This window comes from Burkholderia sp. AU19243 (assembly GCF_018148075.1).
Taxonomy (GTDB): domain Bacteria; phylum Pseudomonadota; class Gammaproteobacteria; order Burkholderiales; family Burkholderiaceae; genus Burkholderia; species Burkholderia latens_A.
In genome coordinates, this window is sequence record NZ_JAGSTV010000004.1 from 199,934 (window position 1) to 223,910 (window position 23,977).

The 23,977-nt window shown below is 69.9% G+C and carries 21 protein-coding genes; 11 read left to right on the forward strand and 10 right to left on the reverse strand.

Annotated elements, in window-relative coordinates; all coding sequences use genetic code 11:
• The first annotated feature begins 161 nt into the window (after positions 1 to 161).
• Together KDW55_RS09775 and KDW55_RS09780 are read left to right on the forward strand one after the other, a co-directional pair.
• Entirely contained in the window at positions 162 to 1,145 is a 984-nt protein-coding gene (locus KDW55_RS09775) for an SDR family oxidoreductase (RefSeq protein WP_212197958.1), read from the forward strand.
• 5 nt (positions 1,146 to 1,150) lie between these two features.
• Positions 1,151 to 2,929 (forward strand): glycoside hydrolase family 15 protein, encoded by a 1,779-nt coding sequence (locus KDW55_RS09780; RefSeq protein ID WP_212197934.1) that lies wholly within the window; start codon positions 1,151 to 1,153, stop codon positions 2,927 to 2,929.
• Between the two features lie 60 nt (positions 2,930 to 2,989).
• Here KDW55_RS09780 and KDW55_RS09785 read toward each other — a convergent pair whose 3' ends face one another.
• Positions 2,990 to 4,798: a thiamine pyrophosphate-requiring protein gene (locus KDW55_RS09785; protein WP_212160770.1), complete on the reverse strand. Its 1,809-nt coding sequence runs from the start codon at positions 4,796 to 4,798 to the stop codon at positions 2,990 to 2,992.
• A 171-nt stretch (positions 4,799 to 4,969) separates the two neighbouring features.
• On the opposite strand from KDW55_RS09785, the gene KDW55_RS09790 reads away from it, so the two are divergent.
• The 7 genes from KDW55_RS09790 (at position 4,970) to KDW55_RS09820 (ending at position 11,671) form a co-directional block, all read left to right on the forward strand.
• The gene (locus tag KDW55_RS09790; protein WP_212160769.1) at positions 4,970 to 6,070 is read left to right on the forward strand and encodes an enolase C-terminal domain-like protein; all 1,101 of its coding nucleotides are present in this window, start codon (positions 4,970 to 4,972) and stop codon (positions 6,068 to 6,070) included.
• A 54-nt stretch (positions 6,071 to 6,124) separates the two neighbouring features.
• The gene (locus KDW55_RS09795; protein ID WP_038570283.1) at positions 6,125 to 6,976 is read left to right on the forward strand and encodes a hypothetical protein; all 852 of its coding nucleotides are present in this window, start codon (positions 6,125 to 6,127) and stop codon (positions 6,974 to 6,976) included.
• Positions 6,973 to 7,632 carry a gluconate 2-dehydrogenase subunit 3 family protein gene (locus tag KDW55_RS09800; protein WP_212160768.1) on the forward strand — a complete coding sequence of 220 codons (660 nt, stop codon included), beginning with the start codon at positions 6,973 to 6,975 and terminating at the stop codon, positions 7,630 to 7,632. The genes KDW55_RS09795 and KDW55_RS09800 overlap by 4 nt, the downstream gene beginning before the upstream one ends.
• On the forward strand, positions 7,622 to 9,289 hold the full coding sequence (locus KDW55_RS09805) for a GMC family oxidoreductase (RefSeq protein ID WP_212160766.1): 1,668 nt from the start codon (positions 7,622 to 7,624) through the stop codon (positions 9,287 to 9,289). Before KDW55_RS09800 ends, KDW55_RS09805 begins: the two co-directional genes overlap by 11 nt.
• 76 nt (positions 9,290 to 9,365) lie before the next feature.
• Entirely contained in the window at positions 9,366 to 9,758 is a 393-nt protein-coding gene (locus KDW55_RS09810) for a DUF305 domain-containing protein (RefSeq protein WP_038570269.1), read from the forward strand.
• Between the two features lie 240 nt (positions 9,759 to 9,998).
• Entirely contained in the window at positions 9,999 to 10,736 is a 738-nt protein-coding gene (locus KDW55_RS09815) for an FRG domain-containing protein (protein ID WP_069242103.1), read from the forward strand.
• Positions 10,737 to 11,188: 452 nt separating this feature from the next.
• Positions 11,189 to 11,671, forward strand: a complete 483-nt coding sequence (locus KDW55_RS09820; protein ID WP_038572098.1) for a BON domain-containing protein — start codon at positions 11,189 to 11,191, stop codon at positions 11,669 to 11,671.
• Positions 11,672 to 11,752: 81 nt separating this feature from the next.
• Here the strand turns inward: KDW55_RS09820 and KDW55_RS09825 are convergent, their stop codons facing one another.
• The 6 genes from KDW55_RS09825 to coxB are packed head-to-tail and all read right to left on the reverse strand — an operon-like array spanning position 11,753 to position 17,942.
• A complete protein-coding gene (locus KDW55_RS09825) occupies positions 11,753 to 13,045 on the reverse strand; it encodes a cytochrome c (protein ID WP_038570263.1) in 1,293 nt (430 codons plus the stop codon).
• The gene (locus KDW55_RS09830) at positions 13,042 to 14,004 is read right to left on the reverse strand and encodes a cytochrome c oxidase assembly protein (RefSeq protein WP_249173955.1); all 963 of its coding nucleotides are present in this window, start codon (positions 14,002 to 14,004) and stop codon (positions 13,042 to 13,044) included. The genes KDW55_RS09825 and KDW55_RS09830 overlap by 4 nt, the downstream gene beginning before the upstream one ends.
• Entirely contained in the window at positions 14,001 to 14,333 is a 333-nt protein-coding gene (locus KDW55_RS09835) for a hypothetical protein (protein ID WP_059545843.1), read from the reverse strand. The genes KDW55_RS09830 and KDW55_RS09835 overlap by 4 nt, the downstream gene beginning before the upstream one ends.
• Entirely contained in the window at positions 14,330 to 14,950 is a 621-nt protein-coding gene (locus KDW55_RS09840; RefSeq protein ID WP_052110898.1) for a cytochrome c oxidase subunit 3, read from the reverse strand. The genes KDW55_RS09835 and KDW55_RS09840 overlap by 4 nt, the downstream gene beginning before the upstream one ends.
• On the reverse strand, positions 14,947 to 16,890 hold the full coding sequence (gene ctaD, locus KDW55_RS09845) for a cytochrome c oxidase subunit I (protein ID WP_212160765.1): 1,944 nt from the start codon (positions 16,888 to 16,890) through the stop codon (positions 14,947 to 14,949). The genes KDW55_RS09840 and ctaD overlap by 4 nt, the downstream gene beginning before the upstream one ends.
• The gene (coxB, locus tag KDW55_RS09850) at positions 16,887 to 17,942 is read right to left on the reverse strand and encodes a cytochrome c oxidase subunit II (RefSeq protein WP_226209014.1); all 1,056 of its coding nucleotides are present in this window, start codon (positions 17,940 to 17,942) and stop codon (positions 16,887 to 16,889) included. The genes ctaD and coxB overlap by 4 nt, the downstream gene beginning before the upstream one ends.
• A gap of 273 nt (positions 17,943 to 18,215) precedes the next feature.
• Between coxB and fdhF the strand changes: the two genes are divergently transcribed.
• Both fdhF and KDW55_RS09860 read left to right on the forward strand, forming a co-directional pair.
• Positions 18,216 to 21,194, forward strand: a complete 2,979-nt coding sequence (gene fdhF / locus KDW55_RS09855; RefSeq protein ID WP_038570256.1) for a formate dehydrogenase subunit alpha — start codon at positions 18,216 to 18,218, stop codon at positions 21,192 to 21,194.
• Positions 21,194 to 21,676: a DUF1641 domain-containing protein gene (locus tag KDW55_RS09860; RefSeq protein WP_212160763.1), complete on the forward strand. Its 483-nt coding sequence runs from the start codon at positions 21,194 to 21,196 to the stop codon at positions 21,674 to 21,676. The genes fdhF and KDW55_RS09860 overlap by 1 nt, the downstream gene beginning before the upstream one ends.
• On the opposite strand, the gene KDW55_RS09865 is transcribed toward KDW55_RS09860, so the two are convergent.
• The 3 genes from KDW55_RS09865 to KDW55_RS09875 form a co-directional block, all read right to left on the reverse strand.
• Positions 21,651 to 22,127, reverse strand: coding sequence for an NUDIX hydrolase (locus tag KDW55_RS09865; RefSeq protein WP_212160762.1), 477 nt, complete (start codon positions 22,125 to 22,127; stop codon positions 21,651 to 21,653). The genes KDW55_RS09860 and KDW55_RS09865 overlap by 26 nt on opposite strands.
• A 211-nt stretch (positions 22,128 to 22,338) precedes the next feature.
• Positions 22,339 to 23,250, reverse strand: a complete 912-nt coding sequence (locus tag KDW55_RS09870) for a manganese catalase family protein (protein ID WP_212160761.1) — start codon at positions 23,248 to 23,250, stop codon at positions 22,339 to 22,341.
• A 270-nt stretch (positions 23,251 to 23,520) separates the two neighbouring features.
• The gene (locus KDW55_RS09875) at positions 23,521 to 23,739 is read right to left on the reverse strand and encodes a hypothetical protein (protein WP_069242098.1); all 219 of its coding nucleotides are present in this window, start codon (positions 23,737 to 23,739) and stop codon (positions 23,521 to 23,523) included.
• Positions 23,740 to 23,977 lie beyond the last annotated feature (238 nt).

Sequence of the window (23,977 nt, forward strand, 5' to 3'; positions counted from 1 at the left end):
GCGCTTGTAAATCCGGGGGGCGGTTGGGCCGAACGGGTGGATCGCTTGTCCGTCCTGCTGTGCGGTACGTCGCTTGCTCGGGTCGATCGCGTTCCGGCGCGCAGATCCGTGGCCGCCTCGGCGGCGCGCCGGCCTTGACCGAAAATCCGGAGGAATCGACCGTGAAGACCGTCGCGATTACCGGCGCGAGCGCCGGCGTCGGCCGCGCGACTGCCCATGCGTTCGCGCGCCTTGGTGTCAACGTCGCGCTGCTTGCACGCGATCCGGGGGCGCTGGAGGACGCCGCGAGCGAAGTGCGCGCCTATGGCGTCGACGCGCTGCCCGTCGCCGTGGACGTCAGCGACGCGGCGGCGCTCGATGCGGCAGCCGAACGTATCGAGCGTGAACTCGGCCCGCTCGACGTGTGGGTCAACAATGCGATGGTGACGGTGTTCGCGCCGTTCGACGAGATCTCCCCGGAAGACTATGCGCGCGTGACCGACGTTACCTATCTGGGCTGCGTCAACGGCACGCGCGCCGCGCTCGCTCGGATGGCCGCGCGCAATCGCGGCACGATCGTGCAGGTCGGCTCCGCACTCGCATACCGGTCGATTCCGCTGCAGGCGCCGTACTGCGGCGCAAAGCACGCGATCCGCGGCTTCACCGACGCGCTCCGTTGCGAGCTTCTGCATGCGCGCAGCCGCGTGCGCGTGACGATGGTGCAGTTGCCCGCGATCGATACGCCGCAGTTCGACTGGGCCGAATCGAAGTTGCCGCACGAACCGCGCCCGGTCGCACCCGTCTACGCGCCGGAAGTCGCGGCCGACGCGATCGTCGACGCCGCACGGCATCCGGGCCGCGAGCGCTGGGTGGGCTGGTCGTCGCTGGCCGCGATCGTCGCGAATGCGCTCGCGCCCGCCTGTTTCGACCGCTATCTCGCATATACGGCCGTGCGCGGCCAGCAACGCAAGACGCTCGCCGGCCCGCGCGAGTCGAACCTGTGGCGTACGGTGCCGGGCCGTCATGCGACGCGCGGCGCGTTCGGGGCCGAAGCACGCCGCACCGGCGCGGAGGCCGGGCTCGGCACAACCCGCGCGCTCGCGTATGGCGCGATTGCCGCGATGCTCGCCGCCGCGTGGGTCGCCGCGCGCAAGATCGACCGGTGAGCGCGATGCGCATCGAGGACCACGCGCTGATCGGCGACGGCCGCAGCGCCGCGCTTGTCGCGCTCGACGGCAGCATCGACTGGCTGTGCTGGCCGGACTTCGATTCGCCGCCATGCTTCGCCGCGCTTGTCGGCACGCCGGACAACGGTTGTTTTCGCATCGCGCCGCACGAGCCGGCCGCGCGGGCGACGCGCCGCTATCTGCCCGGCACCGCGGTGCTCGAAACGCGCTTCGAAACCGCGTCCGGGTGCATCGTGGTCACTGACTGGATGAGCTGGAACGCGCCCGATCCGTGCCTGATCCGCAGCGTGAGCGGCGAGCGCGGGACGGTCGACATCGACGTCGATCTCGGCGTGCGCTTCGACTACGGCAGCGCGTTGCCGTGGTGCCGCCGCTTGGGCCGTCGTTGGCGGATGATGACGGGCGGCGACGCGATGTGGCTCGACACCGACGCGAAGCTCGACGTGCGGAGCGACCGGCTCGTCGGCACGCACCAGGTCGCGGCGGGCGCACGCGTCGATTTCTGCATCAGCTACGCGCGCTCGTTCGACCAGCCGCCGGCCGTGCCCGATCCGCATGCGTCGCTGCGCGACACGCACGCGTTCTGGCGCGTCTGGTCCGATTGCAACGCCGCCCGAGGCCCGTATCGCGACGCGATCGAGCGCGCGTTGATCACGGTCAGGCTGTTGTCGAGCGTGCGCACCGGCGGGATCGTCGCCGCGCCCACCAGTTCGCTGCCCGAGCGCTTCGGCGGCGAGCGCAACTGGGATTACCGGTTCTGCTGGTTGCGCGACGCGAGCTTCACGCTGCGCGCGCTCGTGCGCTGCGGCTACCGCGACGAGGCCGCGAAGTGGCGCGACTGGCTGGTGCGCGCGATCGCCGATCATCCGTCGCAGCTGCAGGTGCTGTACGCGGGCGACGGCGGCCGCCGCGCGGCGGAGTGGCGCGCCGAGCACCTCGCCGGATACGAAGGCGCGCGGCCGGTGCGCTTTGGCAACGCGGCGGCCAACCAGTTGCAGCTCGACGTGTACGGCGAGGTGCTCGGCGCGCTGTACCAGGCGCGCCGGCACGGCCTGCCGCCCGACGACGACGCGTGGATGCTCGAACGGCGCCTGCTCGAACATCTCGCGACGATCTGGCGCGAGCCGGACGAAGGCATCTGGGAAGTGCGCAGCGGCCGGCACCGGTTTACGTCGTCGAAGGTGATGGTGTGGACCGCCGTCGAAAGCGCATATCGCTCCGCGCAGACGTTCGGCCATCATGCGCCGCTCGACGTGTGGCGGCGCTGGGCCGACGCGGTGCGCGCCGACGTGCTGGCGCGCGGCTACCACGCGAAGCTCGGCCGCTTCGTCGACCGCTACGACGGCGACGGGCTCGACGTGAGCCTGTTGCTGATTCCGCTGACGGGGATGCTCGATGCGTCCGACCCGCGCGTCGTTGCGACGGTTGCCGCGATCGAGCGGGAGCTGATGGAGGACGGCCTGCCGTTCCGCTATCGGCCGCAACATTTCGCGGACGGCTGCGAGGGCGACGAGGGCGCGTTCGTCGCGGCCGGTTTCTGGCTCACGCAGGTTTACCGGATGCAGGGCCGCGACGACGATGCGCATGCGCAGTTCGAGCGGCTGCTGCGGCTGCGCAACGACGTCGGGCTGCTGGCGGAGGAGTACGACCTGCATGCGCGGCGCATGTGCGGGAATTTTCCGTTCACGCTCGCACACGTCGGGCTCGTGAACGCGGCGCTCGCGTTGCAGGGCGACGGCCGCGACGACGTCGATATCGGCTGACGCGCCGGCTCGCGCCGCACGACCCGAAAGTCGCGTCGTGCGGTTCCGGCGAGCCGTTCGCTACGACTCCTGCTTGCCGCCGTTGCCCGGCAGCACGGCCGACAGCACCTGTCGCGCGGTCTCGACGATCACGTTCGCTTCGCGCGCATCGCCCTTCAGCAGCGTTTCGGCGAAATGCTTCGCCTGCTGCAGCGTCACGTGCGGCGGCAGCGGCGGCACCTCCGGATCGCTCTTCACCTCGAGCACGACCGGGCGGTCCGACGCGAGCGCCTCGTCCCATGCGGCGCCGAGCTGCTCCGGATCGTCCACGTAGATACCCTTCAGCCCCAGCAGCGTCGCGAAGCGGTAGTACGGCACGTTCGGAATCTGCTGCGACGCGCCGAACTTCGGATCGCCCTCCATCACGCGCTGCTCCCACGTGACCTGGTTCAGATCCTCGTTGTTCAGCACCATGCAGATCCACCGCGGATCGGGCCATTGCCGCCAGTACTTCGCGACCGTGATCAGCTCGGCCATGTTGTTCATCTGCATCGCGCCGTCGCCGACCATCGCGATCACCGGGCGCACCGGATACGCGAACTTCGCGGCGATCGCGTACGGCACCGCCGCACCCATCGACGCGAGGCCGCCGGACAGCGAACCCATCATCCCGCGCCGCATCATCAGGTCGCGCGCGTACCAGTTTGCGCAGGATCCCGAATCGCTCGTCAGGATCACGTCGTCGGGCAGGCGCGGCGACAGCTCGGTGAACGCACGCTGCGGATTCACGCCGCGCCCCGCGCTGGCCTTCGCGGCCGCACGCGCGGCCAACGTGTCATGCCAGTCGGTGTTCCATTTTGCGATCTGGTCGCGCCATGCGGCGTCCTTGTGCTCGTTCAGCAGCGGCAGCAGCGCGCGCAGCGTCTCGGCGCTATCGCCGACGAGGTTCACCTCCATCGGATAGCGCAGGCTCAGCATGTCCGCCTTCAGGTCGATCTGCACGCCGCGCGCCTGGCCTTCCTTCGGCAGGAATTCGGAATACGGGAAGCCGGAGCCGACCACGAGCAGCGTGTCGCACTCGGTCATCAGTTCGTAGCTCGGCTTGGTGCCGAGCAGCCCGATCGAGCCGGTTACCCACGGCAGGTCGTCCGGCAACGCAGCCTTGCCGAGCAGCGCCTTCGCGGCGCCCGCGCCAAGCCGGTCGGCCACGGCGATCACTTCGTCGGTCGCGTGCAGCGCGCCCGCGCCGACCAGCATCGCGACCTTCTTGCCGGCATTCAGCACGTCGGCCGCGCGTTGCAGATCTTCCGCGTACGGCACGACTTTCGGCGCCGTGTAGCCGATGCCGGAATGCACGGTGCCGTGCGCGCGCTTCGGCGGCGCGTAGTCGAGCTCCTGCAGGTCGTTCGGCAGCACCAGCGCGGTGACCGTGCGCGCGCTGAGCGCGGTGCGCACCGCGCGATCGACCAGATGGCGCACCTGGGCGGGCACCACCGCGAGCTGGACGAATGCGCCCGCAACGTCCTTGAACAGCGCCGGCAGATCGACTTCCTGCTGATAGTGGCCGCCGAGCGCCGCGCGCGCCTGCTGGCCGACGATCGCAAGCACCGGCATGTGGTCGAGCCGCGCGTCGTAAAGGCCCGTCACGAGGTGCGCGGCGCCCGGGCCCGACGTCGCGACGCACACGCCGAGCTCGCCTGTAAATTTTGCATGCGCGGACGCCATGAAGGCTGCCATCTCCTCGTGTCGCGCCTGGATGAACTCGATCTTGCCCTCGGCGCGATTGAGTGCGCCGAAAAAGCCGTTGATGCCGTCGCCCGGGTAGCCGTAGATGCGGCGCACGCCCCAGTCGTACAGCCGTTCGACGATGAAATCCGCCACTGTTGCCATGCCGTTTCTCCTTGGTTCCGGATGAGCCGATGAGCCGCGCGCAGGTCGTTGCCGTGCGCGGCGCTGCGGGGGCGGCGCGCAAGGCGCATGCCGTGCAGATCGGGGCGGCGGTGACGGGAATGGGCGTTGCGCGCCGACGTTGCAAGCAGACAGCAAGGATCCGGAGCGACGATGGCACTTTCCGCCGCGCCGGCGATCGACGACGTGCGCGCCCGCGCGTACCGCGTGCCGACCGACCGGCCCGAAGCCGATGGCACTTGCGCATGGCACGCGACGACGATCGTCGTCGTCGGCATCGACGCGGGGCCGGTGACCGGCCTCGGCTATACGTACACCGACGCGAACGCCGCGTCGCTCGTCACGTCCATGCTGGCGGACGTGCTGCGCAACCGGCCGCTCGCGGACATCCCGGCCGCCGTCGATGCGATGTGGCGCGCGGTGCGCAATATCGGCCGCGCCGGCATCGCGGCGACCGCGATCTCCGCACTCGACACCGCGCTGTGGGACGCGAAGGCCAAGCTCGCCGGCGTGCCGCTCGCGCTGCTGCTCGGCCGGATGCGCGAGCGCGTGCCGGTGTACGGCAGCGGCGGCTTCACGACCTACGACGATGCAACGCTCGCCGCGCAGTTCGACGGCTGGCGCGGCGAAGGCGTCCGTGCATGCAAGATGAAGATCGGCTTACACGATGCGTGCGATCCGTCGCGCGTGCGCGTCGCGCGCGACGCGCTCGGCCCCGACGTCGAGCTGTTCGTCGATGCAAACGGTGCGTATGCGCCGCGCACCGCGCTCGCGTTCGCGGAGTCGGTCGCCGATTGCGCGATTCGCTGGTTCGAAGAGCCGGTCAGCAGCGACGACGTCGAAGGGTTGCGGTTCGTGCGCGAACACGTTGGCGCGCGGGTGGACGTCGCCGCCGGCGAATACGCGTACACGCCCGACGATTTTCGGCGCCTGCTCGAACGCGGCGCGGTTGACGTGCTGCAGGCCGACGCGACGCGCTGCGGCGGCATCAGCGGGTTTCTCGCGGCGGCCGCGCTCGCCGATGCGCATCACGTCGACGTGTCCGCGCATTGCGCACCCGCGCTGCACCGGCACGTCGGTTGCGTCGCGCCGCGCATGCGCCACATCGAATGGTTCCACGATCACGTGCGGATCGAACGAATGATGTTCGACGGCGCACCGGTGCTCGTCGACGGCGCGCTCGAGATCGACGCGGCGCGCCCTGGCCTCGGCCTCGAACTGCGCACCGCCGACGTCGCCGAATTCGCAATGTGAATGCTCCCGGAAAATTCCGGCGTCACGGCGCGTCATCATCAACAAGGAGGACCGATGCGACACCCCCGACACCGCGCGGACGAGCACGACAGGTTGATGACCGATGCCGCGCGGCTGCTGAACCGCAGCGCGCTGCTGCTCGCCGGATCGGTGCTTGCCGACAGCGGCATCGAGCACTATCGCGGCACGTTCCACAATCGCGCGATGATCGCGCCGCTGGCCGCGTCGACGCTGTCGGTGCTCGCAAGCGTGCACGGTCACGCCGACGACACGCCCGAACGGCATCGTCTGCGCGACGCGGTGCACGTCGCGTCGGCGGCGGTCGGTCTCGCCGGGTCCGCGTTCCATCTGTACAACGTGACGAAGCGGCCGGGCCGGTTCAGCTGGCACAACCTGTTCTACGGGGCGCCGCTCGGCGCGCCGTTCGCGCTGCTGTTGTCGGGCCTGCTCGGCGCAACGGGCGAGCGGCTGCGCGCGCGTCCGGCCGACGCGCCGCGTCTCGCGGGCCTGCCTGCGGGCCGCGCGCTGGCCGGGCTGGTCGCGGCGGGGCTCGTCGGCACGCTCGGTGAAGTCGGGTTGCTGCATTTTCGCGGTGCGTTCCAGCATCGCGCGATGTTCGCGCCGCTCATCGTGCCGCCGATAGCCGCACTGAGCGCCGCGCGGATCGCGACGTCCCGCCCGTGCGGCGACCGGCGCTTCAGCCGCTGGTGGATGCGCGCGACGGCCTTGCTCGGCTTCGTCGGCGTCGCGTTCCATGCGCGCGGGGTCGCGCGGCAAATGGGCGGCTGGCGCAACTGGTCGCAGAACGTGTTGTCCGGGCCGCCGCTGCCGGCGCCGCCGAGCTTCACCGCACTCGCGATCGCCGGTCTCGCCGCGACCGCGCTCGCCGAACGGGAGGGACGATGAAGCGAGTCAGCGACGACGCGGTCGCGCTGCCGCGCTATTCCGGCTACGACGTGCTCGCGAAGCGCGATACGCCATCGTGGAACGACGCGACCCGTCGTGCGATCGACGCGCGGCTGCGGGTCGCCGCGACCGCGCCGCGCCATTTCGATGCCGAGCAGTACGCGACGCTCGGCGCGCTGTGCGACCGCATCGTCCCGCAGCGGGAGGGCGGCTCCGGTACGGTGCCCACCGCCGCACTGATCGACGCCCGGCTCGCGACCGACGAAGGCGACGGCTTTCGCGACGCGCGTCTGCCGCCGTTGCGTGTCGCGTGGCACACGGGCCTCGCCGCGCTCGACGCGATGGCGCGCCACGCGTACGGCCGGCCGTTCGCGTCACTCGCCGCGAGCGACGCCGATGCATTGCTGCGCGCGGTCCAGCACGGGCAAGTCGACCGCGAGGTCGAAGCCGCATGGGCCGGCATGGACCCGCGGATGTTCTTCTCGAAACGCGTGCTGATGGACATTTGCGGCGCGTACTACAGCCACCCGTTCGCATGGAACGAGATCGGCTTCGGCGGCCCGGCGAGCCCGCGCGGCTACGTGCGGATGGATTTCAACCGGCGCGATCCGTGGGAAGCGAGGATGGACGGGGAGGGCGATCGCGATGAACGCTGATTCGCTGTACGCCGGCAAGCCGCGCGGTTGCGACGGCCGCGCGCCCGATCCGTTGCGCGTGGGCGGCTGGTCGCCGATGCGAATGTTCCGCGACGACGAGCCTGTCGACTTCGTGATCGTCGGCACCGGCGCGGGCGGCGGCACGCTCGCGTGCCGGCTTGCCGAGCATGGTTTTTCCGTCGTCGCGCTCGATGCGGGCGCGTGGTGGCGGCCTCTGGAGGAATTCGCCTCCGACGAATCGCACCAGCGCAAGCTGTTCTGGACCGACGAGCGGATCTGCGACGGCGCGAACCCGCTGACGCTCGGCACCAACAACAGCGGCCGCGCGATCGGCGGCAGCACCGTGCACTTCGCGATGGTGTCGCTGCGCTTTCGGCCCGAATGGTTCCGCTCGCGCACGCTGCTCGGCTATGGCGTCGACTGGCCGCTCGACTGGCGAGAGATGTGGCGCTACTACCGCGAAGTCGAGCAGGCGCTGAAGATCAGCGGGCCGGTGAACTATCCGTGGGGACCGCCGCGCCCGCGCTACCCGTACCGCGCCCATGAACTGAACGCGGCCGCGCTCGTGCTCGCGCGCGGCGCCGACGCGCTCGGCATCGGCTGGACGCCGACGCCGCTCGCAACGCTGTCCGCGCCGCGCGGCCGTGCGCATCCGTGCGTGTATCGCGGTTTCTGCATCGCCGGCTGCGCGACGAACGCGAAGCAGAGTGCGCTCGTCACGTGGATCCCGCGCGCGGTCGCAGCAGGCGCCGAAGTGCGGGATCTCGCGATGGCGCTGCGGATCGAAGCCGACGGCGATCGCGTGACCGGCGTCCACTACCGGCGCGACGGCCGCACGCAGTTCCAGCGCGCGCGCAACGTCGTCGTCGCCGGCTACGCGATCGAGACGCCGCGGTTGCTGCTCGTATCCGCGAACGGGCGTCATCCGCACGGGCTCGCAAACAGCTCGGGCCTCGTCGGCCGCTATCTGATGGCGCAGCTGAACCAGGCATCGTGGGGCACCATGGACGACGAGGTGCGCTGGTACAAGGGGCCGCCGTCACTGTCGCTCACCGAGCACTGGAACTACGCCGACGACGGCAAGGACTTCTTCGGCGGCTACTGCTGGATGAGCCAGGGCCCGCTACCGATCGAATGGGCGCGCAAGGTTGCCGCGCGCGGGCTGTGGGGCGACGCGCTGAAGCGCGAGATGGCGCGCTACAACTTCCAGGCGGGGCTGAAGATCGTCGGCGAGACGCTGCCGCGCGTGGACAACCGCGTAACGCTGGCGGACGAGCGCGACGCGTTCGGGCTGCCGGTCGCGCGCGTCACCTATTCGTACGACGACAACGATCGCCGGATGATCCGTCATGCGTTCGCGCAGATGGACCGGTCGCTCGAAGCCGCCGGGGCGCGCGACATCTGGCACGAGGAAGACGACACGTGCCACCTCGCGGGCACGGTGCGGATGGGCGACGATCCGGCGACGAGCGTCGTCGATGCCGACTGCCGCAGCTGGGACATTCCGAACCTGTGGGTCTGCGACGGGTCGGTGTTTCCGACGGTCGGCGGCGTCAACCCGTCGCTGACGATCCAGGCGATCGCGTGCCGCACGGCCGATCGCATCCGCGCGCTCGTCGCGCGCGGCGACGCGCATGCGCGCGCACGGTGGCGGTAGGCGCGGCGTGAGCGCCGCGGGCCGTGCGTGCTGTGCCGTCCCGTCCCTTCGACAACCCACCTCAAGGAGTTACGACATGCGTGTTCTCACCCGTCGCCCCGTGCATGCGGCCCGGTATTGCGCCGCGTGCGCACTGCTGGCCGCCGCCGTCGTCGCATCGCCGGCCCGGGCGCAACTGCGCCCGCCCGATCAAGCGGCCGTTTCCGAATCGTCGACGCACGCGTACAAGCGCGCCGATCGCAAGATGATGGACGCGATGGAGGGCGCGCCCTACACCGGCGACGCCGACCGCGATTTCGTCGCGCACATGGCGCCGCATCATCAGGGTGCGATCGACATGGCGCAGGTCGAGCTGAAATACGGCAAGGATCCGACGCTGCGCAAGCTTGCGACCCGCATCATCGCCGCGCAACGCGACGAGATCGCGCTGATGGAGCGCTGGCAGAAGGAACACGGCGCGACGCCCTGAGCGCGAACGCGTGGTGCGCGCGAGCCGCCGATTGCGAGCGCCGGTCGGCGGTGCGTGCCGATGCGGTATCGCGCTTGCGCGATCCTGCGCATCCGCCCGGGGAAGCACAGTACCGAAATCGACGCATGACCGTCGTCAAGGTCGAGTTCGCGTGCTGGCCGCACCGGGTATGCCGCGGCACGTCGCGCGGCAATTTCGGCTACGAGCGCCGGTGACGATGATGAACGGGGAGACGGCAGCATGGGACGTGAACGCGGCACACCGAAAGAGTCGATCGGCAGCATTGCCGACTACATCGGTGCGATCGGCGCGGCGAACGGCGCGACGGCGGCGCGGCTGTTCCGCGGGCAATGCAACGCGGGCTGGCCGCTCGTGCCGAGCATCGCGCGGCAATGCGCATCGCCCGACGTCGAAGCGAGAATGCTCGACGAATTCGTGCGGCGCGCGCTGCCGCATCTCGATCCTGCGCCGAACCTCGACGCGTGCGACTGGCTCGCGCTCGCGCAGCAGCACGGGATGCGCACACGGCTGCTCGACTGGTCGGGCAATGCGCTCGCCGCACTGTGGTTCGCGGTCCGGAGCGCGAACGGCACCGGCGGCGACGGTGCGGTGTGGTGCCTGTCGCACGATGCCGACGACATCGCGACGGCCGCCGAGCGGCGCGCGCCGCTTCGGATCACGCGCACCAAGGTGTTTCGCCCGCGCCACGTGATGCCGAGAATCACCGCGCAGGACGGCTGGTTCACGATTCATCGCTACGACGGCGCGCGTGGATTCGCGCCGCTCGACGAGGATCCGGATCTCGCCGGCCGCCTGACGCGCATCGTGGTGCCGGGCGAGCGCTTTGGCGCGATCCGGCGCGAACTGGCTGGCGTCGGCGTGAGCATCGGCACGATCTTTCCCGATCTCGACGGCATTGCGCAACTAACGGACATCCGCTTTTTCCCCGACGACGAAGACACGCACGCGCCGCAGTGAGGGCCGCGGGTTCGCTTGCGTGCTTGCAATGGGGCGGGTGTCGACGTTGGTGGACGTTCGCTTGTGCGGCGCCGGCGCTCGCACGGCGTGCCACTGCGTGCGACGGCGGAATCGTTGGCGAGCGCATGTGCCCGTATGGCCGCCGGCCTGGCACGTCGTTGCAGCGCCAAGATCCGGGAGGGCGGGGCGATCCATGCGGGCCGTTTGACGGCGAGCGGACCGCCACCCGCCCGCGCGTATCGATGCAAGCCGGCGCGTTTCGCGTGCTTCCCCATGCAGCGTGTGAACCGCGAATTTTTCAAGGGCTTGTCATTTCGATTGCACGTTTCCGTGCGACACGCTTCGTCCGCCGCACGCCGGTGCCGCCGCCGCGGGCCGGTGCGGAGGAGGAACGGCCCGTGCTGCTGCGGATGACAAGCCCGGCGGTTCCGGGTATCGACTATGGTGCTCCCATGACTTCCAGAACTCGTTCGAACAACCCGCTGTTGAACCTGGCGGTGGCCGTCGCATGCGGCGCGGCGGCGATGTATTTCTTCGACCCGGCTTCGGGCAAGCGCCGGCGCGCGTACGTGCGTGACAAGGCGGTCGCAGGCCAACACAGCGTCGCCGACTACGCGACCACGCAAGCGAAGCGCGCGGCCGATCATGCGCGCGGTGCGATCGCGGGGCTGCGCGCGGACTGGCTCGCCGGCGACGCCAACGACGCGCAGGTCACCGAGCGCGTGCGGGCCGCGCTCGGCCATCTGGTTTCGCATCCGCGCGACGTCGACGTGACCGTCGAGCACGGTAACGTCCGCCTGAGCGGCCAGGTGGAAGAAGCGGAACGGCATGCGGTCGTCGACGGCGTGGCAGCGTTGCACGGCGTGAAGGCGGTCGAGGACGCAATGGGCGCGCGCAGCGAGTACAAGGCGCCGCCCGGCGGCCCGATGCATTGACGCCGGCGCGCGCGGCCGCGCACCGGCCGGCCTCGGCGTGCTGCGGTGGCGCAGCGCGCCGAGCCGCGCCGCTGCGCCAGCTCATTTGTGCAGCTTCTCGCGCAGGCTGGACACGTCGTTCGCAGTAACCGGCAACGCATCGTTTCCCCACGCGCTGCGAATCCACGTGAGCGCGCCGGCGATCTGCGCGTCCGTCAGCACGCCGGCAAAGCCGGGCATCGATGTGCGGGGCGGCCCCGTCAGTGTGCGCGGCGCGTTGCCGCCTTCCACGAGCAGCCGGATCAGCGATGTCGTGTCGGCCGTCAGCACGGCCGGATTGCCGGCGAGCCGCGGGAACGCAGGCGGCGCGCCCATGCCGTCCGCGCCGTGGCAGCGCGCACAGGCCGAACGGTAGACGTTCGCGCCGGTCGATTGCGCATCGGGTACGCGATTGCCGTGCCGCACCGGCGTCGGTGTCGCGCCGGGCGTGTAGCCGCCGGTCGGCTGCCGCGCCGGCAGCGATTTCAGGAACACGGCAATCGCGCGTGCGTCGTCGTCGCTCAGATACTGCGTACCGTCCTCGACTTGCGCGACCATCGTGCCGAACGCGGAGAATCCCGCCGCGTGCCCGGTCTTCAGGAACGCCGCGATGTCGTCTGCGGACAAGCGGCCGAGCCCGGCGCCCGGGTCGCCGGTCAGGTTCGGCGCAAACCAGTGGTCGTTCGTGCCGCCGGTCAGCCAGCGCGACGACGATTCATCGTAGCCGCGCTCCTGGTACGCGGGTCCCCGCGGCGTGTGGCACGCGCCGCAATGGCCGAGAGATTGCACGAGATACGCACCGCGATTCCAGCGTGCATCGCGACCGGGACGCGGCGCGTACACGTGGCGCGGCGCGAACGCCCATTGCCAGAATACGAGCGTCCAGCGCTGGTTGAACGGGAACGCGACGTCGCTCGACGGCGACGGCCGTGCGACCGGCTTCACGCCTAGCATCATGTACGCGTAAAGCGCGCGAACGTCGTCGTCCGTCAGCTTCGAGAACGATGCGTACGGCATCGCCGGATAGAGTCGCTTGTTGCCGCGCGCGATGCCGCGCCGGAGCGCGCGGTCGAAATCCTTGAGCGTATAGCGGCCGATCCCGAATAGCGGATCGGGTGTGATGTTGGTCGTCATGATCGTGCCGAACGGCGAGCCGAGACCCTGGCCGCCGGCGTACGGGATGCCGCCGGCCGGCGCCGTGTGGCAACCGGCGCAGTCGCCGATGCGCGCGAGATACGCGCCGCGCTCGACGAGCGCCGGGTCGGGATCGACCGCGCGCGCCGGTCCCGCGATCGCGAGCACGGTCGCCGCGACCGCGACAGCAACAGCGACGCGCAGGCGAGCAGCGCGCATCATGGCGCCTCCGCGCGAAGGCCGGCCGGCCGCCGCAACCAGCGCGCGACGAGCGCGAGCGCGGCGGCGACGTATGCGAGCCCGGCCGGTACCCACATCACGAGGCCGCCGAGTTGCTGGTCTTCGAGCGGCGCGAGACCGAGCGCGGTGGTCGTTTCCGCGTACGGCAGGTACCAGAGCCCCGGCGACAGCGTGATCAGTGCGCCGAGCGCGGCCGTGTGGACCATCGTCGTGAACAGCGACAGCGCGGCCGACGCGCCGTGCGCTGGCCGCGCGGCATCGTCGAACACCGCGCGCCAGAACAGCAGCGCGCTGCCGAGGAAGCTCGCATGCTGAAGCGTATGAACGCCGGGCGCCGCGAGCGCCGCATCGAAGCAGCGCGGGATATGCCAGATCCACAGTGCGGCCGCATGCAGCAGCCATGCCGGTACCGGCGCCGTCGCGGCGCGCCACGACGTGCGCAGCCAGCGCGTGCGGGCAACCCGGGCCACACGGAACCGCGCGCTCGGCGGCAGCGCCCACAGCCACGTCGGCAGCGGGCGTCCGAGCACCGCCAGCGGCGCCGCGACGATCATCAGCAACTCGTGCTGCACCATGTGCGCGGAAAACAGCACGCCGCTCAGCGTGTCGAGCGGCGTGCACAGCGCGACGAACAGCGTCGCGAGGCCGACCGAGAAGGCGGCCGCGCGGCGCACCAGTTGCGTGCGTCCACGCCGGCTTTGCCGTGCGAGCCGCCGATATCCGAGCGCATAACCGACAGCGGCCGTCGCAAGCAGCGCGATGACGAACGGCTCGAACGGCCAGCCGAGCGCGTTCGTATCCACGCTCCCGGCCGCGATCACATGCGCGTGGGCGTCCGGCGCCTGCGCGCCCGCGATCAGCATCGCGCCGCATACGAGCGCGGTGAAAGCCGTTGACCTGCGCGAACCCGGTGCGCTCATGATCGCGGCTCTCATCGTCATGACGCGCAGATCGGCACGATCCACGATGCAACGCAGAACGCCGCCAGCGCGAACGTCGACAACGCGCCGGCCCCCGCACCGACTTGCGCAAGCAATGCCCGGGGCGTGCCGCCGCCGGACGCGCGGCGATGCGCGTGCGGCGTGCGCCACGCGAGCATCGCACACGTGCCGGTGGCCGCCGCGGCGACGGCCGTCAGCGCGAGTATCGGCAGCGTGCTGCGCCAGACGCAAGCCGGGTCGGCCATCGCATAGTCGACGGACAGTACGGCAAGCACCGCCGACGGCGCACCGAGTAGCGCGATCCAGATCCGCATCGGCATCTTCTTCATAGTCGCGGCACCAGGTAGACGGTCGCGTAGATCGGCAGCCAGCTCAGCACGACGAAATACCAGTAGAGCGCGTTCTCGCCGACGTTGCCGAAGCGTTTGCGTTCGAACGGCCCCGTAAACAGCAGCGCGGCAAGCACGGACGAATCGATCGCATCGGTGATCAGGTGCGTCGTATGCAGGCCCATCAGCAGCCACGCGACCGAGCCGTACGCATTCGTGTACCAGTCCACGTTCAGCGTGCCGAATTCGAATGCGCGCACGACGATGAATATCCACGCACCGGCAGCGCACACGGCGAGCCACGTGCGCGCGCCGACCAGATCGCCGCGCTCGGCCGCGCGCTGCGCGGCGAAGTTCGGCGCGAGGCTCGCGAGCATCAGCACGGTGTTCAGCGTGCCTGCCCACAGTGCGGGCGGCGGCGCGCCGAGCGGCCAGCTCGGCGCCAGGCTGCGCAGATAGAAATACGTCATCAGCGCGATCGCGAACACGGTGCCTTCGACCAGCATCAGGCCGCCCGTCGCCCACCATGTGATGCTGCGCGGCCCGTGCGCATAGGTCGGCAACGCGCTGACGTCGAGCGTGCCGGGCAGGCCGGCGCGCGTGCGCGTGTCGCTCATGGCCGCTGCTCCCGTTCCCGCGCAAGCGCCGTTTCGCGGTGCGTCGGCCAGAACCAGCCGATCAGCGCGGCGGTGACCGGCACCGCTCCCCACACGACCGCCCATGGCGTGAAGATCGAGCCGATGAACAGGATCGTCGTCGCGACCGCGCTCGCGAACGGCCACAGCGACGGGCCCGGAAACAGCGGACGCAGGTCCGGCGTCGCGTCGAGCGCGGTGGTCGTCAGCACTTCGCGGCGATCGGTCGCAAGCCCCGCCACGCAACGCGGTTCGCGCGCCGGTTCCCACAGCGGCTCCGGCCCGTGGACCACCGGCAGCGTGTCGAAATTGTGCGGCGGCGGCGGGCTCGGCGTCAGCCATTCGAGCGTGCCCGCGCCCCACGGATCGGCGCCGGCCGGCGCGCCGCGCGTGCGGCAGCGTACGACGTTGACGACGAACAGCAGCACGCTGAGCGCGATCGCCCATGCGCCGATGGTCGAGATCAGGTTCAGCCCGTCCCAGCCGCGGTGCGCCGGATAAGTCCAAACGCGGCGCGGCATGCCGTCGAGGCCGAGCACATGCATTGGAAAGAAAGTCAGGTTGAAGCCGATGAAGAACAGCCAGAACTGCACGCGGCCGAGCGTTTCGTCGAGCAGCCGCCCGGTCAGCTTGGGGAACCAGTAGTAGAACGCGCCGAACAGCGGAAACACCGCGCCGCCGAGCAGTACGTAGTGCAGGTGCGCGACGACGAAGTACGTATCGTGCACCTGCAGGTCGAGGGATACCGAGCCGAGCATCACGCCGGTCAGGCCGCCAAGCACGAGGATGAAGAAAAACGCGAGCACGAACAGCAGCGGGGTTTTCAGTCGCGGCCGGCCGAGCCACAGCGTCGCGAGCCAGCAGAAGATCTGGATTCCGGATGGAATCGCGATCGCGAGGCTTGCCGCGGTGAAGAAGCTTTTGCCGAGCGCAGGCAGGCTCGTCGCATACATGTGATGCACCCACAGGCCGAACGCAAGGAACGCGGTCGCGATCAGCGCGAGCACCATCGCCGGGTAGCCGAATATCGGCCGGCGCGCGAAGGTCGGCACGATCGTCGAGATGAAGCCGAGCGGCGGGATGAAGATCAGGTAGACCTCCGGATGCCCGAAGAACCAGAACAGGTGCTGCCACAGCAGCACGTCGCCGCCGCGCGCGGGATTGTAGAAATGGGTGCCGACGAGGCGATCGAGAATCAGCGCGGTGCTGGACAGCATGACGGCCGGCATCGCGAACAGCACCATGAATTGCGTGACGAGCGTGGCCCACACGAACAAGGGCATCCGGTCGAGCGACATGCCTGGCGCGCGCAGTTTCAGGATCGTCGTGATCAGCACCACTGCCTCGATCAGTGCCGACAGCTCGGAGAAGGTGATCATCTGCGCCCAGATGTCGGCGCCCTTGCCGGTCGAATAGTCGGGGCCGGCAAGCGGCACGTAGCTGAACCAGCCGGCGTCGGGCCGTGCGCCGAGCGCGAAGCCGACATACAGCGTGAGGCCGCCGAACAGGAAGACCCAGTACGCGTACGCATTCATCCGCGGAAACGCGACCGTGCGGGCGCCGATCATCAGCGGCACGATCCAGCCTGCCACCGCCTGCATCACCGGCACGGCGAACAGGAACATCATCGTCGTGCCGTGCATCGTGAAGAACTGGTCGTACGTGGCGGGGCCGAGCAGGCGATTGTCGGCGCTTGCGAGCTGCATGCGCATCGCGAGCGCAAACAGCCCGCCGAGCACGAAGAACGTGAAGGTCGTGATCACGAAGCGGCGTGCAATCGTCTTGTGATTGACCGCAGCCAGCATCCCGATGAAGCCGGGCCGGTCGCTCCATGTGCGCGCGAGCGCGTCGACGGCGGCCTGGCCGCCGGCCGGGCCGTCGAGCAGCGGCTGCGCGGAAGGCGGCGAACGATGCGCGCTCATCGCAGCGTCTCCAGCCACGCGATCACAGCCTGCTGCTCCATCGGGCTCAGCGTGCTCGGCGGCATCGTCGTGCCCGGTTTCAGCGCGCCGGGCGTACGCAACCATCTGGCCAGATGCGCGCGATCGTTCGGGAACGTGCCGCCCGCGAGCATCGAGCGGCTCATCACGTGCGTGAGGTCGGGGCCCAGCGTGCCGGATGCGGGCGTGCCGCGCACCGTGTGGCAAGTCGCGCATGCGCCGGCGACGAACACGCGCTGGCCGGCCTGCGCGAACGACGACGGCGCGTCGACGGCAGGCCGACGCTGCTGCGCGACCCACGCATCGAACTGCGCCTGCGGCTCGGCCACCACGACGAACGCCATCAACGCATGCTCGAGGCCGCAGTATTCCGCGCACTGCCCGCGATACCGGCCGGGCTTGTCGACGCGAAACGCGATCGTCGCGTCGCGGCCGGGGATCATGTCTTTCTTGCCGTGCAGGTTGGGCGCCCAGAACGTATGGATCACGTCGGCAGCCTTCAGCGACACGATCACCGCACGTCCGACCGGCACGTGCAGCTCGTTCGCCGTCGCGAAGCCGCCGTCGCCGCCTGCGCCGTCGGCGGGGTAGCGCACGTCCCACCACCACTGGTGGCCCGTCATCTCGATGCGCAGTGCGTCGGTCACCGGCAGCCGCGACAGCGCGCGGTCGGTCAGCACGTCCGCGACGATCAGGCCGGCCAGCACGACGACCGACGCCGCCGTCGCGGTCCGCGTTACGCGGCTCGCGCGGCGCTCGCGGCGCGGATCGGGCGGCAGCGGCCGGTCGTCCTCCATCGGCGCCGCCGCGCCGGCCGGCGCGCGGCGCCACAGCGCAAGTGCGAGTGCCGCGAGCACGGCGGCGAACACGAGCGCACACACGAGCAGCGTCCAGTGCCACAGCGACGCGATCCGCACCGCCTGGATGCCTGCGGGGCGCAACGCGTTCTGGTCCGGCCATGCGGCGTGCGCGCACGACGTGGCCGCCAGCGTCGCGGCGGCGCACAGGCGGCGTGCGGCCGCGAGTTCACGCACGATGGCACGGCGGGGAGGTGACGCGGCACGGAGGACCATGGGGCGCAGGTATGGGGAGGACGGTGCGCTACAGCAATCCGCGTTCCCCGGCGGCGGGCCGCCGGCGCGCGTGCGACTGCGGCCGCATCCGGCCCCGACGCGCCGTAATTACAAAATCCGCGCCGCTTCGCCATGCCGATGCGCGCGAGTCCGGGGCAATGCGGGCTCGGACGGCCGGGCACGCGCGATGCGCCGGGCGACCGGCAATGCCCACCGTTCCTGCCAGAGACTCCCATGGCCGACTCCCGAACCTGTTCGATCAAGTTCGACGGCGCCACGCTGCGTGGCGACGCCGATCAGCCGCTGCTGGATTTCCTCGCCGAGCACGACGTGTCGCTGCCGCACGTGTGCTACCACCGCGCGCTCGGCGCGTTGCAGACCTGCGACGTCTGCTGGGTCGAAACCGGGGACGGCGAGCTGGCACGCGCATGCGCGCTGCGCAGCGCCGATGGGCTCGCGGTCGTAAGCCGGTCCGAGCGGGCGCGGCGCGCGCGCGAGGAAGGGATGGACCGGCTGCTCGCGAAGCACGAGTTGTACTGCAGCGTCTGCGAACACAACACGGGCGATTGCACGCTCCACAACACGTTCGCCGACATGCATCTGCCGATCCAGCGCTATGCGTATCAGCGCAAGCCGTACGCGAAGGACGAATCCAACCCGTTCTACACGTACGACCCGGACCAGTGCATCCTGTGCGGGCGGTGTGTCGAGGCGTGCCAGAACGTCGAGGTAAACGAGACGTTGAGCATCGATTTCTCGATGGAGCATCCGCGCGTGCTGTGGGACGGCGGCAGCGCGATCGGCGAATCGAGTTGCGTGAGCTGCGGGCATTGCGTCACGGTGTGCCCGTGCAACGCACTGCTCGAGAAATCGATGCAGCCCGATGCGGGCCCGTTTACCGCGATGCCGGAAACGGTCAAGCGACCGCTTATCGATTTCGTGAAGGTGCTTGAGCGCACGATCGGTGCGCCGCCGGTCACCGGCGTGTCGAAGCTGGACATCGCGTTGCGCCAGGCCGAAATCAGGCGCACCAAGACCGTCTGCACGTATTGCGGCGTCGGTTGCGCATTCGAGATGTGGACGCGCGACCGGCACGTGCTGAAGGTGCAGCCCGTCGTCGACGCGCCGGCCAATGGCATCTCGACCTGCGTGAAGGGCCGCTTCGGCTGGGATTTCGTCAACGATCCAAAGCGGCTCACGACGCCGCTCGTGCGCGAGCATGGCCGCTTTCACGAAGTGTCGTGGGACGAGGCGCTCGACGTCGTCGCGCGACGGCTGCTGGAAATCCGCGCCGCACACGGCCCCGACAGCATCGGCTTCATCGGGTCGAGCAAGGCGAGCAACGAAGAGGCGTATCTGACGCAGAAGATCGCGCGGCTCGTGATCGGCACCAACAGCGTCGACAATTCGTCGCGCTACTGCCAGAACCCGGCGACGATGGGGCTGTTCCGCACGGTCGGCTACGGCGGCGACGCCGGCACGATCGCCGATCTCGCGGCGGCCGACCTGATCGTGATCGTCGGCAGCAATACCGCGGAATGTCACCCGGTGATCGCGTCGCGCCTGAAAGCCGCGCGCAAGCTGCGCGGCCAGCGGCTGATCGTCGTCGATCCGCGCCGCCACGAGATGGCGGAGCGCGCCGATCTGCACTTGCGCCCGCGCACCGGCACGGATCTCGTATGGGCGTCGGCATTCGCGCGCTACGCGTTCGACCACGGGCTCGCCGATACCGATTTCCTTGCCGCGCGGGTCAACGGCGTGGACGACTACCGCGCGTCGCTGGAACCGTTCACGATGGAATTCGCCGCGCAAACGACCGGCATCGCGCGCGAGCAGCTCGTCGAAGCGGCCGACATGATCGGGCGCTCGCCGAGCGTCTGCATCGTCTGGGCAATGGGCATCACGCAGCACAGTCACGGCGCCGACGCGAGCACGGCGCTGTCGAACCTGCTGCTCGTGACCGGCAACTACGGCCGGCCGGGCACCGGCGGCTATCCGATGCGCGGCCACAACAATGTGCAGGGCGCGAGCGACTTCGGCTGCCTGAAGAACGTCTATCCGGGATACGAGAAGGTCACCGACGACGCGGTGCGGGACAAATGGGCGCGCGCGTGGGGTGTCGAGCCGGGGGCGCTGTCGTCGACGATCGGCGAGGACAATTTCATGATGGTCGAGCAGGCCGCGCAAGGGCGCCTGAAGGCGATGATGGTGATCGGCGAGGAAACGGCGTTCTCGGACGCCGATTCCGAGAACGTACACCGCGCGTTCTCGCAGCTCGACTTCTTCGTGGTGCAGGACATTTTCATGAGCCGCACCGCCGAATTCGCGGACGTCGTGCTCCCCGGCTGCCCGAGCGTCGAAAAGGACGGCACGTTCGTCAATACCGAACGGAGAATCCAGCGCTTTTACGAGGTGATGCCGCCGCTCGGCAACAGCCGTCCCGACTGGCGCATCCTGACCGATCTCGCGGCGCGGATGGGCCATGACTGGGGTTACACGCATCCGTCGCAGATCATGGACGAGGTAGCCGGCATTGCCGAGATGTTCGCCGGCGTCAGCTATGCGCGCCTAGAAGGCTGGCAGTCGCTCGTGTGGCCGGTGCGCGCCGACGGCACGGACACGCCGTTGCTTTATACGGAGCGTTTCCACACAGAGGACGGCCGCGCGAAACTGCATCCGGTCAAATGGCAGCCTCCCGCCGAGGACGCCGACGACGAATACGACCTGCTCGCAGACAACGGACGGATGCTCGAACATTTCCAGTCGACGAACCAGAGCGGCCGCGGCGGACGGCTGTGGGGGCTGTCGCCCGAATGGTTCGTGGAGGTGAGCCGCGAGGTCGCGGCCGCGCGCGGAATCGAGGACGGCACGTGGGTGCGCCTCACGTCGCGGCGCGGCTCGGCCGAGATGATCGCGCTCGTCACCGATCGCGTGCGCGGCAACACGCTGTTTCTGCCGATTCACCAGGGCAAGCCCGGCGCGAACGAGCTGACGGGAGAACACCACGATCCCGACGTCAACACGCCCGCGTACAAGGAGCTCGCCGTGCGGCTCGACGTGCTGCCGCGTCCGCGCGACGCACGGCCGTTGCCGGCCGGCAATTTCCGCTACGGCGCACGCACGCCGAACGCGGGCATCGACGCCGCGGCCAAATGGTCGCGACCCGACTACGTTGCGCCGCCCGACGCGGCGCCTCATCCGGAGAAAAGCTGATGGCCGAACGCCTGCCCCACGATGTGACGCCTCCCCAGACGGAGCCCGATGCGCACGATGCGCTCGAACGCCTGCTCGGCAGCCTGCACCGGCACGGCTTCCTGCGCTTCGCGAACGATGTCGTGAGCGCGAACGCACGTATCGCCGAAGTGCTGGTCGGCGCGCTCGACAAACCGGGCACACAGACCGGCGTGCAGAACCTCGCGATGCTGGTGATGGCGCTGTCGAGCATCCCGCCCGAGCAGTTCGGCAAGACGATGTTCGCGGCCGCAGACGCGCTGCGTCACGTCGGCGCGTGGAAACCGTCCGAGCACGAGCATGCGGCGCCCGGCGTGCGCGGCGTGTACCGGCTGCTGCACGACGAAGCGCTGTGGGATGCGCTGACGCCGCTGCTCGAAGGGCTGAAGGTATTCGCTCAGGGCCTCGCGCGCGAACCCGAGAAGCCGATCACGACGCTCAGCGGGAAGCCGACGGAGGCGTGACCGCGTCGGCGCCGCGCGCGGCCTGCGCGCGGATCAGGTTCGAGATCGTCTGCACGATGCGCTGCGTCGGCGCACTCGCCGGCCAGCGCCGCACTGCATCGAGATGAACCCAGCGGCACAGCGCGATCTCGCGGCCCGGACACGCATGCTGGTCGGGTGGCAGCCTCGCGACGAATACGTGATGACGCTTCACGCTGCCGTCGACGTAGAAGAAATAAGCGAGTTCGAGATCGACGAGCCCGGTTTCCTCCTGCAGTTCGCGATGTGCGGCGTCGAGCGCCGACTCGCCGCGCCGGATCACGCCGCCCGGCAGCGTCCAGCGCGACGACGGCCGGCGTGCGACAAGCAGCACGCGGTTGTTGCGGTGACAGACGATCGTCGCGCGTTCCTTCACCAGCGGTGCCAGCGGCACCGCGCGAACGGGGAAGTCGGATGGATCGGGTAGTGTCATGCCGGGTAGGCGGCGGAGCAGGGCGAGGTCCATGACGACATACAGCAACCGGTGTGCCCGCGCGCATCGCGGTCGCGCAGCCGGCCAGCCGCCGGGCCATGCGCTGGCGCATCGGCTGCCGGCAGCGGCGGCGTCGCCGCGCTGCGTCGGAACGGGCGGAGGCGCGTTGGCGGGCTGCGGCGCGCGCGCCGCGTCCGCCGATGGGCCGCGCTCAAGGCTTCTTGGGCGGCGTGCCGGCCGCAGGCGCTGCAGTGCTGTCGCGCGGTGCGCCCGCGCCGAGTTCGGCCCCCGTCACCGGATCGCAGCGCGGGTCGGATGCGAGGCGGCGCGTCATCGCTTCGAGTGCCTCCGACTGTTGCGGCTCGACCGCGCCCTTCGCGGCGCCGTCACCGCCGTCGACGGCCGGCTCGCCGCGCCGCAACGACAGCGAATCTCCGCGGTTCCACGGGCCGGGCACCGGTTCGCCGTCCTGCATCCGGAAGTACACGCGGTCGTACGGCTCGACCGGCGGCAGCTTGCCCGGCGGGAAGTTCGCGGTGATCGCGTACAGCGCCTTCTCGAACGACTTCTGGTGCGACACCTCGCGCGTCATCAGGAAGCCGAGCGCGTCGCGGATGCCCGGATCGTCGGTCACGTTGATCAGCCGTTCGTAGATGATCTTGGCGCGCGCTTCGGCCGCGATGTTCGAGCGCAGGTCGGCCGTCGGTTCGCCGATCGTGTCGATGTACGCGGCCGACCACGGCACGCCGCCCGAATTCGTCAGCGGCGAACCGGCGCCGTACAGCAGTTGGGTCACGTGGCTGTCGTTGCCCGCGCCGTGCAGCTTGCGGTACAGCTCGGCCTGCTCGTCGACCGCCTCGGCGAGTTCGCCCTTCGCGCCGCGGTTCAGCATCGCGACCAGCGAGCCGATCACCTCGAGGTGGCTCAATTCCTCGGTCGCGATGTCGAACAGCATGTCCTTGCGGCCCGGATCCTCTTCGGTGATTGCCTGCGTGAAGTAGCGCATCGCGGCGGCGAGTTCGCCCTGCGGTCCGCCGAACTGTTCGAGCAGCAGGTTCGCGAGCCCGGGGTTCGGTGCGTCGACGCGCACCGTGTACTGAAGCCGTGTGTTGTGGATGAACATGAAACCTCCGTGTGAAAAAGTGGATGGCACCTGCGACGGAGGACCGAGCACGGGGCGCGCCTGTAGTAGTGGTGGGTGCGATACCGATGCGCGGGGTGAACTGCTGGAGCGCGGATGGGAAGTTCGCTCGCTGCGCGTGTGCGCGGCCGCGCTACTGCCGTGCATCGGCCTTGCCGCGGGCGGCACGACTGCCCGCGATTTTTCAACGCGTTGTCATTTCTGCCGCGGGCGCGCGCAGGCTGCCGCGCGGGCCGCGGCGGTAATGTGCGGTCAGCGCGAATCGCCGCGTTCACGTTCGCGCGCCGGCGGTTCGCCGGTTGGGGGCGCCGGGCGGATGTCGTCGGGTGCGGACGGCTTGCCCTCTGCGGGATCGCGCGCGCTGCGCGGCGGCGGCGTGCCGGTGTCGCGGCGCTTGCCTTCGGGGCCGGGCGTGCTGTCGCCACGGTCTTCTTCTTGCGAATCGGTGTCGAGGGACGTCGAGCGGATCATAGGTGCGGTTTCCTTTCGTCATGCGTGGATCCCGTGCGGCGCATCGGCCGTGCCATCGGTGCGCGGGGATTCGGGGCCGCCCGCGTCATCGCGAGGCGCCGCCGGGCGCGCGGTTTGCTCGCACGCACCGTCGAGGCCGAAGCATGCGATGCGGCTCGGCCCTTGCCCGAGAAAGCGACCCGATGCCCGATACGACCCTGTTGCCCTACGATCACCCGCACGACGGCCACGGCGCCGA

Bases quoted from the DNA above. Each gene is read 5' to 3' on its own strand.
- KDW55_RS09825 (WP_038570263.1), bottom strand. From the start codon at position 13,045: ATGATGCGCGCTGCTCGCCTGCGCGTCGCTGTTGCTGTCGCGGTCGCG.
- KDW55_RS09790 (WP_212160769.1), top strand. From the start codon at position 4,970: ATGGCACTTTCCGCCGCGCCGGCGATCGACGACGTGCGCGCCCGCGCG.
- KDW55_RS09835 (WP_059545843.1), bottom strand. From the start codon at position 14,333: ATGAAGAAGATGCCGATGCGGATCTGGATCGCGCTACTCGGTGCGCCG.
- KDW55_RS09785 (WP_212160770.1), bottom strand. From the start codon at position 4,798: ATGGCAACAGTGGCGGATTTCATCGTCGAACGGCTGTACGACTGGGGC.
- KDW55_RS09870 (WP_212160761.1), bottom strand. From the start codon at position 23,250: ATGTTCATCCACAACACACGGCTTCAGTACACGGTGCGCGTCGACGCA.
- KDW55_RS09840 (WP_052110898.1), bottom strand. From the start codon at position 14,950: ATGAGCGACACGCGCACGCGCGCCGGCCTGCCCGGCACGCTCGACGTC.
- KDW55_RS09800 (WP_212160768.1), top strand. From the start codon at position 6,973: ATGAAGCGAGTCAGCGACGACGCGGTCGCGCTGCCGCGCTATTCCGGC.
- KDW55_RS09820 (WP_038572098.1), top strand. From the start codon at position 11,189: ATGACTTCCAGAACTCGTTCGAACAACCCGCTGTTGAACCTGGCGGTG.
- KDW55_RS09795 (WP_038570283.1), top strand. From the start codon at position 6,125: ATGCGACACCCCCGACACCGCGCGGACGAGCACGACAGGTTGATGACC.
- KDW55_RS09830 (WP_249173955.1), bottom strand. From the start codon at position 14,004: ATGACGATGAGAGCCGCGATCATGAGCGCACCGGGTTCGCGCAGGTCA.
- KDW55_RS09810 (WP_038570269.1), top strand. From the start codon at position 9,366: ATGCGTGTTCTCACCCGTCGCCCCGTGCATGCGGCCCGGTATTGCGCC.
- KDW55_RS09815 (WP_069242103.1), top strand. From the start codon at position 9,999: ATGGGACGTGAACGCGGCACACCGAAAGAGTCGATCGGCAGCATTGCC.
- KDW55_RS09780 (WP_212197934.1), top strand. From the start codon at position 1,151: ATGCGCATCGAGGACCACGCGCTGATCGGCGACGGCCGCAGCGCCGCG.
- KDW55_RS09860 (WP_212160763.1), top strand. From the start codon at position 21,194: ATGGCCGAACGCCTGCCCCACGATGTGACGCCTCCCCAGACGGAGCCC.
- KDW55_RS09805 (WP_212160766.1), top strand. From the start codon at position 7,622: ATGAACGCTGATTCGCTGTACGCCGGCAAGCCGCGCGGTTGCGACGGC.
- KDW55_RS09875 (WP_069242098.1), bottom strand. From the start codon at position 23,739: ATGATCCGCTCGACGTCCCTCGACACCGATTCGCAAGAAGAAGACCGT.
- fdhF (WP_038570256.1), top strand. From the start codon at position 18,216: ATGGCCGACTCCCGAACCTGTTCGATCAAGTTCGACGGCGCCACGCTG.
- ctaD (WP_212160765.1), bottom strand. From the start codon at position 16,890: ATGAGCGCGCATCGTTCGCCGCCTTCCGCGCAGCCGCTGCTCGACGGC.
- KDW55_RS09865 (WP_212160762.1), bottom strand. From the start codon at position 22,127: ATGACACTACCCGATCCATCCGACTTCCCCGTTCGCGCGGTGCCGCTG.